The sequence below is a fragment of the Catalinimonas locisalis genome, from assembly GCF_038039535.1.
GTDB lineage: Bacteria > Bacteroidota > Bacteroidia > Cytophagales > Cyclobacteriaceae > Catalinimonas.
Map to the genome: position 1 here is coordinate 189,472 of NZ_JBBPHP010000001.1, position 15,046 is coordinate 204,517.

13 protein-coding genes are annotated in these 15,046 nt (G+C 42.2%); 4 read left to right on the forward strand and 9 right to left on the reverse strand.

The genetic code is table 11. The annotated features are described in order from the left end of the window. Positions 1 to 37: 37 nt before the first annotated feature. From WJR50_RS00855 to WJR50_RS00870, 4 genes are all read right to left on the reverse strand, one after another. Entirely contained in the window at positions 38 to 358 is a 321-nt protein-coding gene (locus WJR50_RS00855; RefSeq protein WP_341291312.1) for a helix-turn-helix domain-containing protein, read from the reverse strand. Continuing rightward, a complete protein-coding gene (locus WJR50_RS00860; protein ID WP_341291313.1) occupies positions 348 to 836 on the reverse strand; it encodes a hypothetical protein in 489 nt (162 codons plus the stop codon). Before WJR50_RS00860 ends, WJR50_RS00855 begins: the two co-directional genes overlap by 11 nt. A 328-nt stretch (positions 837 to 1,164) precedes the next feature. Then, positions 1,165 to 2,619, reverse strand: a complete 1,455-nt coding sequence (locus WJR50_RS00865; protein ID WP_341291314.1) for a site-specific integrase — start codon at positions 2,617 to 2,619, stop codon at positions 1,165 to 1,167. Between the two features lie 326 nt (positions 2,620 to 2,945). Beyond that, positions 2,946 to 3,707 carry an NUDIX hydrolase gene (locus WJR50_RS00870; RefSeq protein ID WP_341291315.1) on the reverse strand — a complete coding sequence of 254 codons (762 nt, stop codon included), beginning with the start codon at positions 3,705 to 3,707 and terminating at the stop codon, positions 2,946 to 2,948. 80 nt (positions 3,708 to 3,787) lie between these two features. Between WJR50_RS00870 and WJR50_RS00875 the strand changes: the two genes are divergently transcribed. From WJR50_RS00875 to WJR50_RS00890, 4 genes are all read left to right on the forward strand, one after another. Further along, positions 3,788 to 4,660, forward strand: coding sequence for an alpha/beta hydrolase (locus tag WJR50_RS00875; protein WP_341291316.1), 873 nt, complete (start codon positions 3,788 to 3,790; stop codon positions 4,658 to 4,660). Positions 4,661 to 4,696: 36 nt separating this feature from the next. Then, positions 4,697 to 6,322 carry a carboxylesterase/lipase family protein gene (locus WJR50_RS00880; protein WP_341291317.1) on the forward strand — a complete coding sequence of 542 codons (1,626 nt, stop codon included), beginning with the start codon at positions 4,697 to 4,699 and terminating at the stop codon, positions 6,320 to 6,322. Positions 6,323 to 6,597: 275 nt separating this feature from the next. Continuing rightward, on the forward strand, positions 6,598 to 8,070 hold the full coding sequence (locus WJR50_RS00885; RefSeq protein WP_341291318.1) for a carboxylesterase/lipase family protein: 1,473 nt from the start codon (positions 6,598 to 6,600) through the stop codon (positions 8,068 to 8,070). 236 nt (positions 8,071 to 8,306) lie between these two features. After that, positions 8,307 to 10,586: a PAS domain S-box protein gene (locus WJR50_RS00890; protein WP_341291319.1), complete on the forward strand. Its 2,280-nt coding sequence runs from the start codon at positions 8,307 to 8,309 to the stop codon at positions 10,584 to 10,586. A 17-nt stretch (positions 10,587 to 10,603) separates the two neighbouring features. Here the strand turns inward: WJR50_RS00890 and WJR50_RS00895 are convergent, their stop codons facing one another. The 5 genes from WJR50_RS00895 to WJR50_RS00915 all read right to left on the reverse strand — a co-directional run bounded on the left by WJR50_RS00895 (position 10,604) and on the right by WJR50_RS00915 (position 14,899). Continuing rightward, positions 10,604 to 11,506 carry a bile acid:sodium symporter family protein gene (locus WJR50_RS00895; protein ID WP_341291320.1) on the reverse strand — a complete coding sequence of 301 codons (903 nt, stop codon included), beginning with the start codon at positions 11,504 to 11,506 and terminating at the stop codon, positions 10,604 to 10,606. Positions 11,507 to 11,582: 76 nt separating this feature from the next. After that, a complete protein-coding gene (locus WJR50_RS00900) occupies positions 11,583 to 11,858 on the reverse strand; it encodes an Rdx family protein (RefSeq protein WP_341291321.1) in 276 nt (91 codons plus the stop codon). Between the two features lie 98 nt (positions 11,859 to 11,956). Beyond that, positions 11,957 to 12,079, reverse strand: coding sequence for a hypothetical protein (locus WJR50_RS00905; RefSeq protein WP_341291322.1), 123 nt, complete (start codon positions 12,077 to 12,079; stop codon positions 11,957 to 11,959). 93 nt (positions 12,080 to 12,172) lie between these two features. After that, entirely contained in the window at positions 12,173 to 12,535 is a 363-nt protein-coding gene (locus WJR50_RS00910) for a hypothetical protein (protein ID WP_341291323.1), read from the reverse strand. Between the two features lie 174 nt (positions 12,536 to 12,709). Beyond that, positions 12,710 to 14,899 carry a glutamine synthetase III family protein gene (locus WJR50_RS00915; protein ID WP_341291324.1) on the reverse strand — a complete coding sequence of 730 codons (2,190 nt, stop codon included), beginning with the start codon at positions 14,897 to 14,899 and terminating at the stop codon, positions 12,710 to 12,712. Positions 14,900 to 15,046: the final 147 nt, after the last annotated feature.

Consider the following 15,046-nt stretch of genomic DNA (forward strand, 5'->3'; position numbering starts at 1 on the left):
GAAAGTAAACTACACAACTGAAAAGCAAGAGCTGGCTTTACTGTGACTGATAAGTTTCTTCTTTCTTTTGAGCCTGCTGAAGTAAGTCAACCATGCTAGTTTCTAGCACCTGACAGATATCAACCAGCGTATCAACGGTAAAATTATGGGTGCCACTGAGCCACTTGGACACCAGAGAGCGTCCAACACCTAATTCATTGGCAAGTTTACTTCGGGTCCAACCTTTTTCTTGTATCGCCTCATCAATGTTGGCAGCAATTATCATTTTTATACGAGCCTTTTGCTTATCAACGGGCTTACTTTTGCTAAGAAGCCCTTGAATTAATTCACTCCTGTGTTTTTGTGCTTTACTCATCATCTTCAAAATTTAGATCACCAATTAATTCCATTCCATCCTCTGTCCAATAAAGTGAGCCATCTCTTAATCGGTTGGCAATGTCCTCTGATACTTTCATCATTTTTCGGACCTCTTGGCTAAGCTTTTCATCTTCCTGCCAACTTCTGGTATTCTTAGGGCCACCACCTCCCAGGATAATAGCTACTGAACCGAAACGGATACAATATAGCCTTAAATGCCTTCCTGGTTTATCATAGAGAGCGCAAACCAGATCTCCGGGCTTACCTTCATTGTGCTTAAAAAAATGATCTCTGGCACCAACAACCTTCCCTATGCTGTCTATTCTGTTTACTATGTCTAATATTTCATTTTCATAAGCTGTATGATGCTCTGCTATAAATTGCTCAAAAGCTGTATCATCATTATCACTTTCAATGATAGAGTATATGGTAGCTTGGTCACCCGATAAATCTTCAAGCTCAACAATGCGATAGTTCAATTTTAGGCTTAGTTAAATATACGAATTATTTATTAATATGTTCACTTATAGGTGAACAAAAATTGATAGCATTACTTACAGTAAATATGAGAAGAAGATGCTAAAGAAGCCGAAGCCTTGCGTTCCCAACATCAATGACTTCATTATCAAAGCTGGCAAGGTAAATTTATGTAATCTGCTCAATTTTGTGGACCTGGCTGTTACTAAGGATATCTATATTTATAAGATTTTTAAAAGGCTGACATGCTACTCAAAAATTAAGGGCCAGAATAAAAACAGTATTTTTAGTTTTAACCCTTTCTCGGATCTGTTCCATAGCACCTACTAATTATTCTTTTATGAGTGTGGCAAAATCAATATTGACTACTTGGCATATGTCAAATAGTACGTCAATGGTAAAGTCATAGGTACCGCTCAACCAATTGTTGACTAGAGAAATGCTTACCTGCATTTCGTCAGCAAATTTACTTCTAGTCCAAGCCTTATTTTGAATGGCCTTATCAATGTTAAAGGCAACATTTGATATAAACTTAGATTTTTGTTGGTCCCAGGGTTTAGATTCATTTAAAAGACCTTTGTTTGCCTCATCAACTACATCATTGTCAAAACTATCCAGATAAGTTTGAGTCATCATTTCTGTTTGGTGTGCCATGCCTTCACTTATAATAGACGTAGGTACTTTATTCCGTTTCAAAACAGTCCCATAAGAATGGCGAGCTACGTAAGAGGTGATTTTTCCATGCACACCTACTCTGCCAAATAGTATTTTAAGTTGAGCATTAAACGCCTTTCTTTTAGATTTTATAGTGTTTTTAATCGTCTTGGATTGTATGTCTTTCTTTAGAATGGGAAATACATAGTCATCAAATTTAGCATTGGGTCTACGAAAAGCATTTAAAATGGTATCAATTCTATGAGTTACTTTGATGGAGATAGTTTTTGGATTTTTTGAGGTGCGAATTGTTTTGACTCTTTTATATACTATTCGTCCATCAATAATATTCTCCCACTTTAGGTGAGCCATATCGGAAAAAGGCATGCCTTGGCACAGATACGAGAAAAGAAAGTACTGTTGCGCTACCCATTGTTTAGACATTGGCTTGATGTCAAGTTTTTCAACTTCTTGAATGACCTCTTTTTTCAAAGCCCTTTTAGCAGTGGCTTCTTTTTGGATCTGGTAGTTTTTAAAAGGATAGTTTACTTCTTTAGCGAGTTCACAACTAATTGCTTTGTTGTATGTAGACCGCAAAGTCCTCATATGGATACTGATAGAATTGATACTATTAGTCTTTGAAAGAAAAGTTTCCCAGTTGTTTAGAAAAGAATAATTGATGTCATCAAAATTTAAGTCTTTATTATTTCTAAACCTTGAAATCGCATTTTTTGTACCTCTATAGACCTCGGCATTTCCATCTCTGCCTTGTTGTTCATATTGACTGATAAGTTGATCAAAAAAGCTGAAAACTGTAGTGTGATTTTCCTCGGTAAAAAAAGCTCTTTCAAACGCATCAAAGGTAAAAGCATCTTTTTTCTCTAACTCGTTTATTACCTCTTCAGCAAGATTTTCAGTTTCAGTTACTTTTTCTCTAATCTTTTTAGAGCTTCCCCTACTGGATATATCTTTAATTTTTATCCACTCATTTTCAGTAGCCCTCTCACCAATAGAGTAATACTTTCGCTTTCTCCGGAAAGTGAGGCGTAACACTATCGGATGTTTTCCATCTTTTAGAGTCTTCGTCTTATGCAGAATGACTTTGTACTTAACTTGTGTTTCTTTTGCCATATCAAAAATAGTATACACAAAAGTATACACATTTTTGATAAAAACCGAAAATCATCAAAAGTAAAGGATATGATATTTCATCATAAATAATTGATTATCAATGATATAATACATATTGATAAACATTGAAAAAAATAGTACTCCTGCCTTACAAGCAGGGGGTCGTAGGTTCGAATCCTACAGGACCCACCAAAGCCAGTCTTCACCGGAGATTGGCTTTTTTATTTCCCCTCAAAATATATTTGATATTACCCATCCCAGGCATGAAAAGCTTTCTTGCTCAAGAAATGTTGTGGTTTGCTGCTGCTCGTTTTGATGATTGGTAGTTACATAAAAGAGAGATCGCCTTCCTTCAACCTCGCCTCGTACGCCTCTTGGTTGAAACGGTAAAGGTAAGGAGCTTTGTGAGCGCCTCCTTTTTTGCGTTCTTTTAGCCTTTCCAGTATACCAAGTCCCATGATTTTTTTATAAAAATTGCGAGGGTCAAGGCTCTTGCCTAGAATGGTTTCATATAATTTTTGCAACTCAGGCATGGTAAATTTTTCGGGTAATAAATTATAACCAATAGGCTGCAAACTCAGTTCTACACGTAGTGCTTTTAGCGCCAACCTGATCATATGGTTATGATCAAATAAAAGTTGAGGGATTTCATGAATGTCCCACCACTGGCATTCCTCAGTGTATAGGTCTGGTGTAGGAGATACTTTAGAATAATCTACCAGTGCGTAGTAACCAACGGAAATAGCCCTTTCATACCAGATATCCGGAGGGACAATATGCTGTAGCTTTTCCTTTATTTCCGACAGCTCGTAGCGGGGAAGCTCACCAAAAGTATGAAACTGTTTCAAAAAGATCTGATCCAGACAGGTCCGCTCTTTTAATACCCTATATGCAGCCTCATCCAGAGATTCTGTCTGGTAGATAGGACCACCCGGCAAACTCCACTCCTGAGTACCTTTCCAGCGTAGTAATAACACCTTGAGCTGTCCTGCATAAAAGCCTAATACAATGCAGTCCAGCGTCAACTGGGGAATCAGTGAGCTTTCAGTGCTGCCCTCGCCTCTAGCAAGCATTTCTCTTTTAAGCATTTCCTAAGGTAAATTTTCTAATGTGTATTTTTGACATATTAAGAACTAATTTATATCATTATGTAAAAATTACACAATAGATGAAGGTTTTAATATTTTTTCTATCCACCCTTTTTCTTACCCCCGCCTGGAATAGTTGGTGTGCTACGGTTGATACTCTAGAAGTGGATAGCAAAGTGATGCAGAGAAAGATAAAAACTGCAGTGGTAGTTCCAGACAGCTATGATCAGCATACAGAGGCTTATCCTGTCTTGTACCTGCTGCACGGAGGTACCGGCAGTTTTAGCGACTGGCATCACAAAACACCTGATAAGACCTTGTTACACCGCATGGTTGATCAGTACAATATCATCATCGTCACGCCAGATGGAGGATCTACCAGCTACTATTTTGACAGTCCGGTAGATAAGAGTAGCCAATATGAGACCTTTATCTCCCAAGAAGTAGTAGAAAAAATAGAAAAGACCTATCGCACTGTAAAAAACCGTAAAGGCAGAGCGATTGCTGGCCTGTCTATGGGTGGACATGGTGCTTTTTTTATAGCTACCCGCCATCCTGAGCTTTATTGTGCTGCCGGAAGTATGAGTGGTGTAATGAATATCAATACTGCTACCTGGAAGGTTCCGGAAGAATTTGCACAATCAAGGGCTGCGAATTTTGCCAAACTCCTAGGCCCTCCTGAAGAGGGTGCGCATCCTTATCCAGACTATACGGCGGTAGGCATGACCGAGCAGATGAAAGCTAATGAGGTAAAGTTAAAATTTGATTGCGGTGTAGATGACTTTCTGATTGATACCAATCGTGACCTGCATCAAAAGTTACTTGCCTTACAGGTGCCACACGAATACACCGAGCGACCCGGCAGCCACAGCTGGGAATACTGGCAAAATGCTTTGCCTTATCACCTCCTGTTTGTGCATGACATATTTAAAGAAAATGGAGTAGCCATTTAAGCTTTGAAACAATACTTACTATAACAATCTAATACTATGAAAAAACAGCTATTACTTTTCTCAATAATCATTCTATTGGTTCCTTCTTTAGTGTTGGGACAAAATAAGAATGAAATCGATACGCCAATCAGGGCAGGAATGGATTATGCCATTGTGGATACTGATTGTGGTAAGGTAAGAGGCTACTCGCATAATGGGACTTTTATCTTCAAAGGAATTCCATATGGCAAAGCCGAACGTTTTATGCCTGCTGAAAAACCGGAAGCCTGGGAAGGTGTTCGTAGCTCCATGACTTACGGTCCGGTTTGTCCGATTGTACCTACCGCCCAGGTGAATGATGAATTTGAGTTTCCTTTTCAGCACAACTGGGGTTATCACAACGAAAACTGCCTGAACCTGAACGTGTGGACCCAGGGTATCAACGACGGCAAAAAACGTCCGGTGATGGTATGGTTACATGGAGGCGGCTTCTCCGCCGGGTCTTCTATAGAGCTTCCTTCTTATGATGGTGAAAACCTAAGCAAAAACGGAGATGTGGTGCTGGTATCCGTCAACCATCGCCTGAATGTATTGGGTTTTCTTGACCTGTCTGCTTATGGCGAAAAATACAAATCTTCTGCCAATGCAGGCTTGCAGGATTTAGTCAGGTCACTGGAGTGGGTGAAGGCCAATATTGAGCAATTTGGTGGTGATCCCAATAATGTAACAATTTTTGGTCAGTCCGGAGGAGGAGGAAAAGTGACCTCCCTGATGAATGCCCCTTCGGCCAAAGGTTTATTTGACAAAGCTATCGTGCAAAGCGGAAGTTATTTACAGAGCTTTATGGATCCTGAGTTAGCTCAGCGGGTAAGTGCGGCCACCCTGAAAGAGCTGGAAATTTCCCCCGAACAGATAGATCAGATACAGAAAGTACCTTACCTGGAACTGCATGCTGCGGCAAGCAAAGCGCTCAAAAAAGTAGAGGAAGAACTGAAAGCGGAGGGCAAACCTGTAGCAGGTTTTGGCCTGGGTTGGGGACCGATTCTTGACGGAAGCTTTTTGCCTTATCAGCCAACAGAAGCTGCTGCCCTAGCGCTCGCTCAGGATGTTCCCTTGCTGGTAGGCTCTACCAAAGCAGAATTTATGCCGTTCCGTCCTGGTGCAAGAGGCATTTCTATGGAAGAGGCCAAACAAAAGTTACAGGAGCAGTACAAAGATAAAACGGATACCTACCTTACCGCCGTAAAAAAAGCGTATCCCGGCACTGCCAAGCCTTCCGACTATATTGATATTGATTTGATGTTCCGGGGAGGAGCAATCAAACAAGCCAATATGAAAGCAGAAAATAGTAGTGCTCCTGTATATATGTACCTCTTCAGCTGGGATTCGCCCGTGCTGGATGGGGTATTCAAGTCTATGCACTGCATGGAGTTACCCTTTGTATTTGACAACATTGAACTATGCGAAGAAATGACCGGAGGGGGAAAAGAAGCGCATGATCTGGCAGAAAAAATGAGCCTGGCCTGGATCAATTTTGCCAGAAGCGCAAATCCCAACCATGCAGGCTTACCTAACTGGCCGGAATATACCCCTGAGAATGGTGTGAATATGATTTTTGACAATGTATCTGAGGTGAAAAATCACCACGATAAAGAGCTTTTGAAATTGGTTTCAGGAGAATAATGCTTAACACAGAGAGGGTTAGCACTTCGCTAGTGACAAACATCTGCAAGCCAAGCTGGGGTGCCATTGAAAAAGAGGTGCCCTAAGGCTTGGTTGTAGTTTTTCAACTAAAAAATACTCATAATAGTCAATAGTTACCAAGCTTAGCATTTGATTAACATATTGAATGCTAAGCTTTTTTATATTGAATTCCCATGAAAAAACCCACTCCCTACTTACTGACAAAGCTTTTTTGCATACTACTTCTATCAGCCTGTACTTCAGAGACTGAAAATTTGAAGACCGTCCAAATTGAAGCTGGTTTAATCTCTGGTACCCAAAACGAGCAAGGAGACATTCGTATCTTTAAAGGAATTCCTTTTGCGGCTCCGCCGCTAGGAGATTTGCGCTGGAAAGCTCCTCAGCCCGTAGCACCCTGGGAAGGAGTGCGTCGGTGCGATGCTTTTGGCCCCAGCCCTATGCAGAGGAGTCCCGAGCCTTTCAGCATGTGGACAGAAGAGTTTTTGATTCCGGCAGCACTCATCAGCGAAGACTGTCTGTACCTGAATGTATGGACAGGAGCAAAATCCCCGGAAGAAAAACGTCCGGTGCTGGTCTGGATTTATGGAGGTGGATTTACAAGTGGAGGAAGTGGCGTGCCTATTTACGATGGCGAAGCCATGGCTCAGCAAGATATCGTATTCGTCAGCATCAATTACAGCGTAGGTATTTTTGGTTTTTTTGCGCATCCCAAGCTCACGCAGGAATCTGCCCATCAGGCGTCCGGTAATTACGGGCTGATGGACCAGATCGCTGCCCTGCAATGGGTGCAAAATAACATTGATGCCTTCGGCGGTGACCCTCAAAATGTTACCATTGCCGGCCAGTCAGCCGGCTCTATGAGTGTCAACTGCCTGGTGGCTTCTCCATTAGCCCAAGGTTTATTTAAGAAAGCTATTGGGCATAGTGGTGCTAATTTTACCAGAGGCAACGCCAGCCTGCAACAGGCAGAAGAAAGCGGGCAGCAAATAGCACAATCCCTGAACGCCTCTTCTCTTACAACGCTCAGAAATATTCCTGCCGATACGTTGATGAAAGTAGCCCAGGGCACGCGCGGCCCTATCATTGATGGCTATGTACTACCTCAGCATATTGCTGATATTTTTGCGGAAGGAAAACAGAACGAGGTAGCCTTACTGACAGGTTGGAACGAAGATGAGGGGCTGCTTTTTGGTCCTGTCAAAAGTGCGGCTGATTTTCGTCAGCAGGCCAAGCAGCAGTATGGTGAAGATGTACTTACATTTCTTCAATATTATCCTGCTACCAATGATTCCGTAGCCGAAAAGTCACAGCTTTATCTTTCCAGAGATATGATTTTTGGCGTACAGAACTATGCCTGGGCAAATATTCAGAGCAAACACGGCAATTGGCCGGTGTATGTCTACCGCTTTACACGCAAGGTACCTGCCACCGGCGAGTACGTGAAGTATGGTGCTTTCCATACCGGAGAGGTACCCTATGCTTATGACAATCTGCAATTTGTGGACCGCCCCTGGGAGGAAGTGGATCACGAACTGGCTACTTCCATGTCATCTTACTGGGCAAATTTCATCAAAGATGGTGATCCTAATGGTGAGGGTTTACCCCAATGGCCTACCTATACTACCCCAGATCAAGAAGTAATGATACTGGGTAAGGAGGTAGAGGCAAAACCATTACCTGATGCTGCTTCTCTGGATTTTTTGTATGCAAAAATGATAGGAGAATGATCAATACTTTGAAAGTTAATGGTTATTCACATTAGGTCATATTGCTCAGTGATTAAATAAAATTTGATAGTACTTTTGTAAAGCCGAATAAGATTTTCATAGAAAGAAAGTGGTTATTTTTGATAAAGACATACATTTCTGAGTAAGGGCAACTTATCACCACATATTAATTCACCCTTTAAAACCATTATTATAATCAGTAAATTGGAAGCTGCATTTGGTAAAATTTGCACTATATGGAATCAAGACAGTTGGAAAGCAGTGAGAAGGTTTCAGAGATTCAGATCCACGCTGTTTATCAATTTATAGGATTACTCTCCCCTGAAGGTATTTTGGTAGAGATAAACCAGACAGCCCTCTTCTTTGCAGGACTGGAAGCTGATGATGTGATCGGTAAACCTTTTTGGGAAACTTACTGGTGGAATTATTCTGAAGAGATACAGAAGCAATTAAAGCATGCCATAGCAAATGCAGCCTCTGGAAAGCTTGTAAGGTATGAAGTAGAAGTGAGAGGAGAAAAAGACAAGAGAATTACAGTTGACTTTTCGCTTGAACCCATTTTTGATGCTGAAGGAAATGTAATATGGATATTACCTGAAGGCCGCGATATTACTGCCCAGAAGTATGAGCGGGAAGTTAAGGAGCAAGAATACCGCAGACTACAGGCTTCCCACAACATGCTGAAGAGCATTATTAACAGTACTTCTGACCTTATCGGAGCGATTGACAGCAATTATAATTTTACGCTCTATAATGATGCTTATCAGAATGAAATTCATAAGCTTTTCGGTACTAAGGTAGAGCAGGGCATGAAGATGCACCAGGTTGTCAAAAATCATCCTGAATATCTGGAAGATGCCTTAGCATTGTGGGGAAGTGCATTGAGTGGTAAATCCTTTACCGTGACAAGGATGTATCATCATCAGAGAACCCACCCTCTTTACTATGAATATACTTTTAATCCTATCTATGACCAGGAGGGAAAAATCGGCGGAGCCGTGCAGGTAATACGTGATCAGACAGAGAGGATAAAGGCGGAGCAGGAGATAAAAGATATGAATGAAATCGTACTGCTGGCCGAAGTGATTCCTCAGAAAGTATGGAGCTCAAAACCTGATGGAAAGAACGATTATGTAAACAATCGCTTCCTGACATATGCAGGGCTGACTTTTGAGCAAATGATGGGTGCGGGTTGGGAAAAAATAATTCATCCTGATGATTTGCCTAATACCCTACAAAAGTGGAAAGAAAGCCTGAAAACAGGAAAAACCTATGAAGTAGAGTATCGCCTCCGAAGTAAAGATGGCGAGTACCTATGGCATCTGGGGCGCAGCATTCCGATGCGTGATAATAATGGTGAGATCATCAAGTGGATGGGAACGGCTACCAATATTCACCGGAGAAAACTTCTGGAGCACGCTATCAAAAACCAGGTAGAAGAGTTTGAGTTTTTGATAGATTTTATCCCCCATATTGTCTGGAAAGCTTTGCCCGATGGGAAAGTGATATTCTATAATAAGCAATGGTTTGAGTTTACGGGCATTTCGCAGGAGGAAGGAACACAGGGCCTATGGAAAATGAGTCCTCATCCTGAAGATCAGGAGCGTACAATTAAAGCCTGGCAGAACAGCATTGAGACAGGCGAAAACTATAACATTGAACATAGAATAGCCAGTAAGGATGGAATGTATCGCTGGATACACTCCCGTGCTCTGCCACTGAAAGATCACGAGGGTAATATTCTGATGTGGTACGGAACAGCCACCGACATACACGATGAAAAAACTTATCTGGAAGAACTGGTATGGATTCAGAAACAACTACAGGAGAGGAATAAGGAACTAACTCGGATCAATGTAGACCTGGACAACTTTGTATATACTGCCTCGCATGACCTGCGAACGCCTATTCTGAACCTGGCTAGCCTGCTAAGTTTGTTGCAGGAAGAACTGGAAACCAGGGAGAAAGAAGGTACTACCAAGACCATCCTGGATATGATGAAGCAATCTATTGACAGGCTGGAAAAAACCATCAACGAACTTTCGGAAATAGCCAAGCTTCAGAAAGAAAAAGAAAATCAGGAAGATGTATCTTTTCAGGAAATGTATGAGGAGGTATATCATGATCTGGAACATCTTATCAATAAAACCGGAGCAGAGGTACATACAGATTTTCAGCAAAGCCAGATATATTATCCTCCCAAACATTTGCGCAGCGTACTCTATAACCTGCTCTCTAATGCAGTAAAATATACTGCTCCCAAAAGAAAGCCATTGATCAGACTGAGCACTTATGCCAAAAATGAAAGGGCGTGCCTGACAGTAGCAGATAACGGATTAGGCTTAGACAAAAGGCAACAGGCCAAACTCTTTCAAATGTTTACCCGCATCCATACCCATGTGGAAGGCACAGGTGTAGGCTTGTATATGATCAAGCGTATCGTTGAAAATAACGGCGGAAACATTTCGGTAGAGAGTGAGCCGGAAAAAGGAACAACCTTTACCGTTTGTTTCTGATCAATATTTGACTCCACCTATCTGCCTGTGAGCCTAATCATAAGTTTACGCACAGGAATCAAAACCAGTACCCAAACAATCTCACTCACTACAAAGAATACTCCTGTTTCTGTAGGGAAGTATAAAAAACTAATCACTACACCTAAAGCGACATTGTTTGCCCCTGAGCTAAAAAGTAAAGCAACTTTATTGGCTCTATGTGCTCCAAACCAGATGCCATAGCCAAAAATATAGAGGAAGAGAAAAGCCAGCAAATTGACTAAAAAATAAGGAAGTATTTGCTGCGTATCAGTCAATAGTACGGGGCGGTACTCAGCAATGGCTAGTGCAAAAATGGCAGCGATGCCAAAAATGGAAATAAAAGAATCGTGGTTGCGCATCCACCGACTGATTCTCTGATGTCTCCGTACAAGTAAATGAGCCAGATAAGGAAAAATAACGGTGATAAAAAGCGTTGCAAAAAGCCTGAATTGGTTGACTTCCAGGGTCTCTGCCATAAGCTGGCTACTAAGGTAGGGAAGAACAAGAGGCGTAAGTGAACTGCTTAGAATTAGCAAAGCCAGCGCCAGGGTCACATTACCATTAAACACATTGCTAAAAGCCGGTGAGGTAACTCCACAGGGCAATACGCACAACAAAAATAAAGCAGTGGCATAAAAAGGAGAGAAAGGTTGGATAATCCAGAACAGAAGCAAAGGAAGTAGTATAAAGCGAATTACATAAAAGCCAGCTACAGTTTTTGTCTGCGCCCGGAAAAAATCCGGTGAGAAATCTACTTTGAAAGAAGAAGCAAAAATAATGAAGCAAAGTACTGCTAGTATCAGGGGGCCGGAAAGCTCACCCGGCTGAGGCAGAATAAAACCCAGCACAGTAGCCAAAAACAGTATGGGATTAAAGTACTTCTTGGCAAACTCATTCATCCTGCGAAAATAGCTGTAAATGAGTAGAACACCAGTATTTACTACAATAAGTGTAAGGGGTATTGCTACATGCCTTTTATTTGCGATCGCTGTGTCCTAAGTCCCTATCAGGATCAATGCGGTCTCTGATGAGCTGTTTTAGCTCTTTGGATTCAGGAAAACGGCCTTCTGCTTTGCGGGAGTAAATCAGTTCGCCATCCAGTTTCACGTCAAATATGCCTCCGGTACCTGGTTGGAGGGCTACTTCCCCCAGCTCAGACTCAAAAGTAGTTAAAAGTTCCTGCGCTATCCAGGCAGCTCTCAGCAGCCAGCGACATTGTGTACAATAGTTGATTTCTACTCTGGGTGTCATATTCAGCTTGTATGTAAGTTCGATCTAATATTAATGACTTACTAACCTACTACAGAGTTATCAAAAAGTAAAAGCCTTCCGAAGAAGGCTTTCATATATCAGAAGGTGAAGGCGTAAATGATAGCCGCCAGAAGAATGAGTAAAATTGGTAGTACTACCGGCCAGTTTACCTGTTCTACATACTCTTCCTCTTCCTTTTTAAGGATTTGTTTTTCTTTCATGCTGGTAAAATAATAAGGGTAAAGAATATAAATAAGCACGCTGCTTATCACCACTTAGGATGATAAAATTGCCTGCAGAGAATGGATGTTACCCTAAGGAGCATGAATAGAGGTAAAAACATAAAACGGATTACGCAGGAAAGACGGAACGGAAAGACTTTCCTTAAGTGCGTACGTAAGAGCATAGGCTTGATAAGCAGGCCTATAGGTACAATAGATAAATAAATAAACAGAGAATGATAGCTTTATGCAGCTATCAATGATAAGCGCATCGCTGGAGGATACGGCAGGAACAAATTCAAGAACTTCCTGCTGGCTGTGCTTTACTTTTAGCTGGGCAGCCGTCTGCTGAATAGCGAAGGTAGAAAAAATCAGTATGATACCCGCCAGGAAGATGGAGGACAAACGGGCAGGCAATAAATGCTCATCACCTTTTTTTGCAAAAGGCTGATGCATAAAATTACTTCTTAAAGAGCCAGTGATAGGTATCATATATTTCTATAGCAAACGTAAACAGAAAAGGATTGATTGCTAAACTTTGAAAAATATTTTTGAGAGAAGATAGCAAGAATTAAAGTAAAAAAAGCCTACCCAAAGGGCAGGCTAATTCCAATTGAAAACTAATGTAAACTAGAATAATAGCTCTCTATACTTTGCTAATGGCCATACGGCATCATCCACTAAAAACTCCAGTTTATCTACGTGGTAGCGGATCTCATCAAAGAAACCTTCCTTGATATCTTTGTACATGACAGCACGCTCCCGGTTATCTTCTACCTTATTAGCTTTCTTACGTGCCTCAATCATCTCATGCACCTTGCTCTTTACGATGTTCAGGTGAGCGGTGATCTCGTTGACAGTCTGAAAACCTACCGTATTCTCATGATCCAGTCCCAGGCTCTTCATATCACTGAGGGCAGAGATTAGTTCGTTCTGATAACGAAGCGTAGCGGGAATGATATGGTTGAGTGCGAGATCTCCCATGATACGGGATTCTATCTGCACCTTCATAATGTAATGCTCCCACATTATTTCCAGGCGTGCTTCCAGCTCTGCTTCTGTATAAATATTGTTTTCTACAAAAAGCTTCTTGGATTTTTCGGTAAGGTATTCGTCCAGCGCTTCCGCACTGTTGGTAATATTGGACAGCCCTCTTTTCTCGGCTTCCTGCTTCCACGCTTCGCTGTAGCCATTGCCTTCAAAGCGAATATCCTTGGATTCTTTGATATAGCGGCGTAGTACGTTGACCAGTGCCATCTCCTTTTTGTCTCCTTTCTCTATCAGTGCATCTACATCTTTCTTGAATTGCATGAGCTGGTCCGCTACGATGGTGTTCAGCACCGTCATGGCAGAAGCACTATTGGCCGATGAGCCTACCGCCCTGAACTCAAACTTATTACCCGTAAAGGCAAAGGGCGAAGTACGGTTACGGTCAGTATTATCCAGCAGTATGGGAGGAATTTTGTCAATGCCCAGCTGCATAAATGCATTACCTCCTTTACCGGCTTCTACAGTAGCATTACTTTCCAGCTCGTCCAGCACGGTGCTGAGCTGAGAACCCAAAAATACGGATACAATAGCGGGAGGTGCTTCATTAGCACCCAGGCGGTGATCATTACCAGCAGAGGCAATAGAAGCTCTCAACAAGCCATTATGCTCATGTACTGCCTTAATGGTATTGATAAAGAAAGCCAGAAACTGAAGATTGTCCTCTGTTTTAGAGCTGGGAGCCAGCAGGTTTTTGCCGGTGCTGGTGATCAGTGACCAGTTGTTGTGTTTTCCACTACCATTGATTCCTGCGAAGGGCTTTTCATGCAGCAGTACCTTAAGCTCATGCCTTTCAGCAATCTTCTCCATGAGGTCCATCAGCAATTGGTTATGGTCTACCGCCAGGTTAATTTCTTCAAACATGGGGGCGCACTCAAACTGACGGGGAGCTACTTCATTGTGGCGGGTACGAATCGGTATACCCAGCTTATGTGCTTCTACTTCCAGATCTACCATAAAGTTATGCACCCGGGTAGGGATGGAGCCAAAGTAATGGTCTTCCAACTGCTGACCTTTTGCTGAAGAATGGCCAAACACGGTTCTGCCGGAAAGCACCAGGTCGGGACGTACCCGGAAAAGTGCCCGGTCAATCAGGAAATACTCCTGCTCAATGCCTAAGGAGGCTTTTACCTGAGTCACATTTTTGTCAAAATATTCCTGACAAATGGTGGTCGCCGCCTTGTCTACAAAAGCCATTGCTTTGAGTAAAGGAGTTTTGTAATCAAGGGCTTCGCCGGTATAGGAGACGAAGATGGTAGGAATGCAGAGCGTTTTGGCGCTGCCGTTTTCCATGATAAATGCCGGAGAAGTAGGGTCCCAGGCGGTATAGCCGCGTGCCTCAAAGGTATTGCGTAATCCACCACTGGGAAAAGAAGAAGCATCTGGCTCCTGCTGCACAAGCGCAGAACCTTTAAACTTTTCCATATGGCGCCCCTGTATGTCCGGCTCAAAGAATGAATCGTGTTTTTCGGCAGTAGCGCCGGTCAAAGGCTGAAACCAGTGCGTATAATGCGTCACTCCCCGGGAGATGGCCCAGGATTTCATGGCGGATGCTACCGCATCGGCTACATGAGTTTCAATTTTGGCGCCCCTCTCAATCGCCATGATCAGCGATTCGTAGATGTCGGCAGAAAGTACCCGGCGCATGGTTTCTTTGTCAAACACATTCTGGCCGAAATACTCAGAGATTTTGTCAGATGGTAATTTCACTGGTACAGGCTTTCTGTCCAGGGTCTTTTCCAATGCTTTGAAACGAAAATTGGTTGATTGCATATTGTATATTAGTATAAATATTCAAAGCTAAAATTTTTCCAATGAACTGGAAATTCGTGTTCAAATCTTTTTTTATTCTCACCATCTAATCCGGAACAGAGGCTATCCTCATAAAAAACGGAAGGCTGTCAGGCTTTATCCTAAGCA

Excerpts from the sequence above, each read along its gene's own strand:
- WJR50_RS00875 (WP_341291316.1), top strand. The coding sequence starts at position 3,788 with ATGAAGGTTTTAATATTTTTTCTATCCACCCTTTTTCTTACCCCCGCC.
- WJR50_RS00865 (WP_341291314.1), bottom strand. The coding sequence starts at position 2,619 with ATGGCAAAAGAAACACAAGTTAAGTACAAAGTCATTCTGCATAAGACG.
- WJR50_RS00900 (WP_341291321.1), bottom strand. The coding sequence starts at position 11,858 with ATGACACCCAGAGTAGAAATCAACTATTGTACACAATGTCGCTGGCTG.
- WJR50_RS00880 (WP_341291317.1), top strand. The coding sequence starts at position 4,697 with ATGAAAAAACAGCTATTACTTTTCTCAATAATCATTCTATTGGTTCCT.
- WJR50_RS00910 (WP_341291323.1), bottom strand. The coding sequence starts at position 12,535 with ATGCATCAGCCTTTTGCAAAAAAAGGTGATGAGCATTTATTGCCTGCC.
- WJR50_RS00905 (WP_341291322.1), bottom strand. The coding sequence starts at position 12,079 with ATGAAAGAAAAACAAATCCTTAAAAAGGAAGAGGAAGAGTATGTAGAA.
- WJR50_RS00890 (WP_341291319.1), top strand. The coding sequence starts at position 8,307 with ATGGAATCAAGACAGTTGGAAAGCAGTGAGAAGGTTTCAGAGATTCAG.
- WJR50_RS00855 (WP_341291312.1), bottom strand. The coding sequence starts at position 358 with ATGATGAGTAAAGCACAAAAACACAGGAGTGAATTAATTCAAGGGCTT.
- WJR50_RS00915 (WP_341291324.1), bottom strand. The coding sequence starts at position 14,899 with ATGCAATCAACCAATTTTCGTTTCAAAGCATTGGAAAAGACCCTGGAC.
- WJR50_RS00870 (WP_341291315.1), bottom strand. The coding sequence starts at position 3,707 with ATGCTTAAAAGAGAAATGCTTGCTAGAGGCGAGGGCAGCACTGAAAGC.
- WJR50_RS00895 (WP_341291320.1), bottom strand. The coding sequence starts at position 11,506 with ATGAATGAGTTTGCCAAGAAGTACTTTAATCCCATACTGTTTTTGGCT.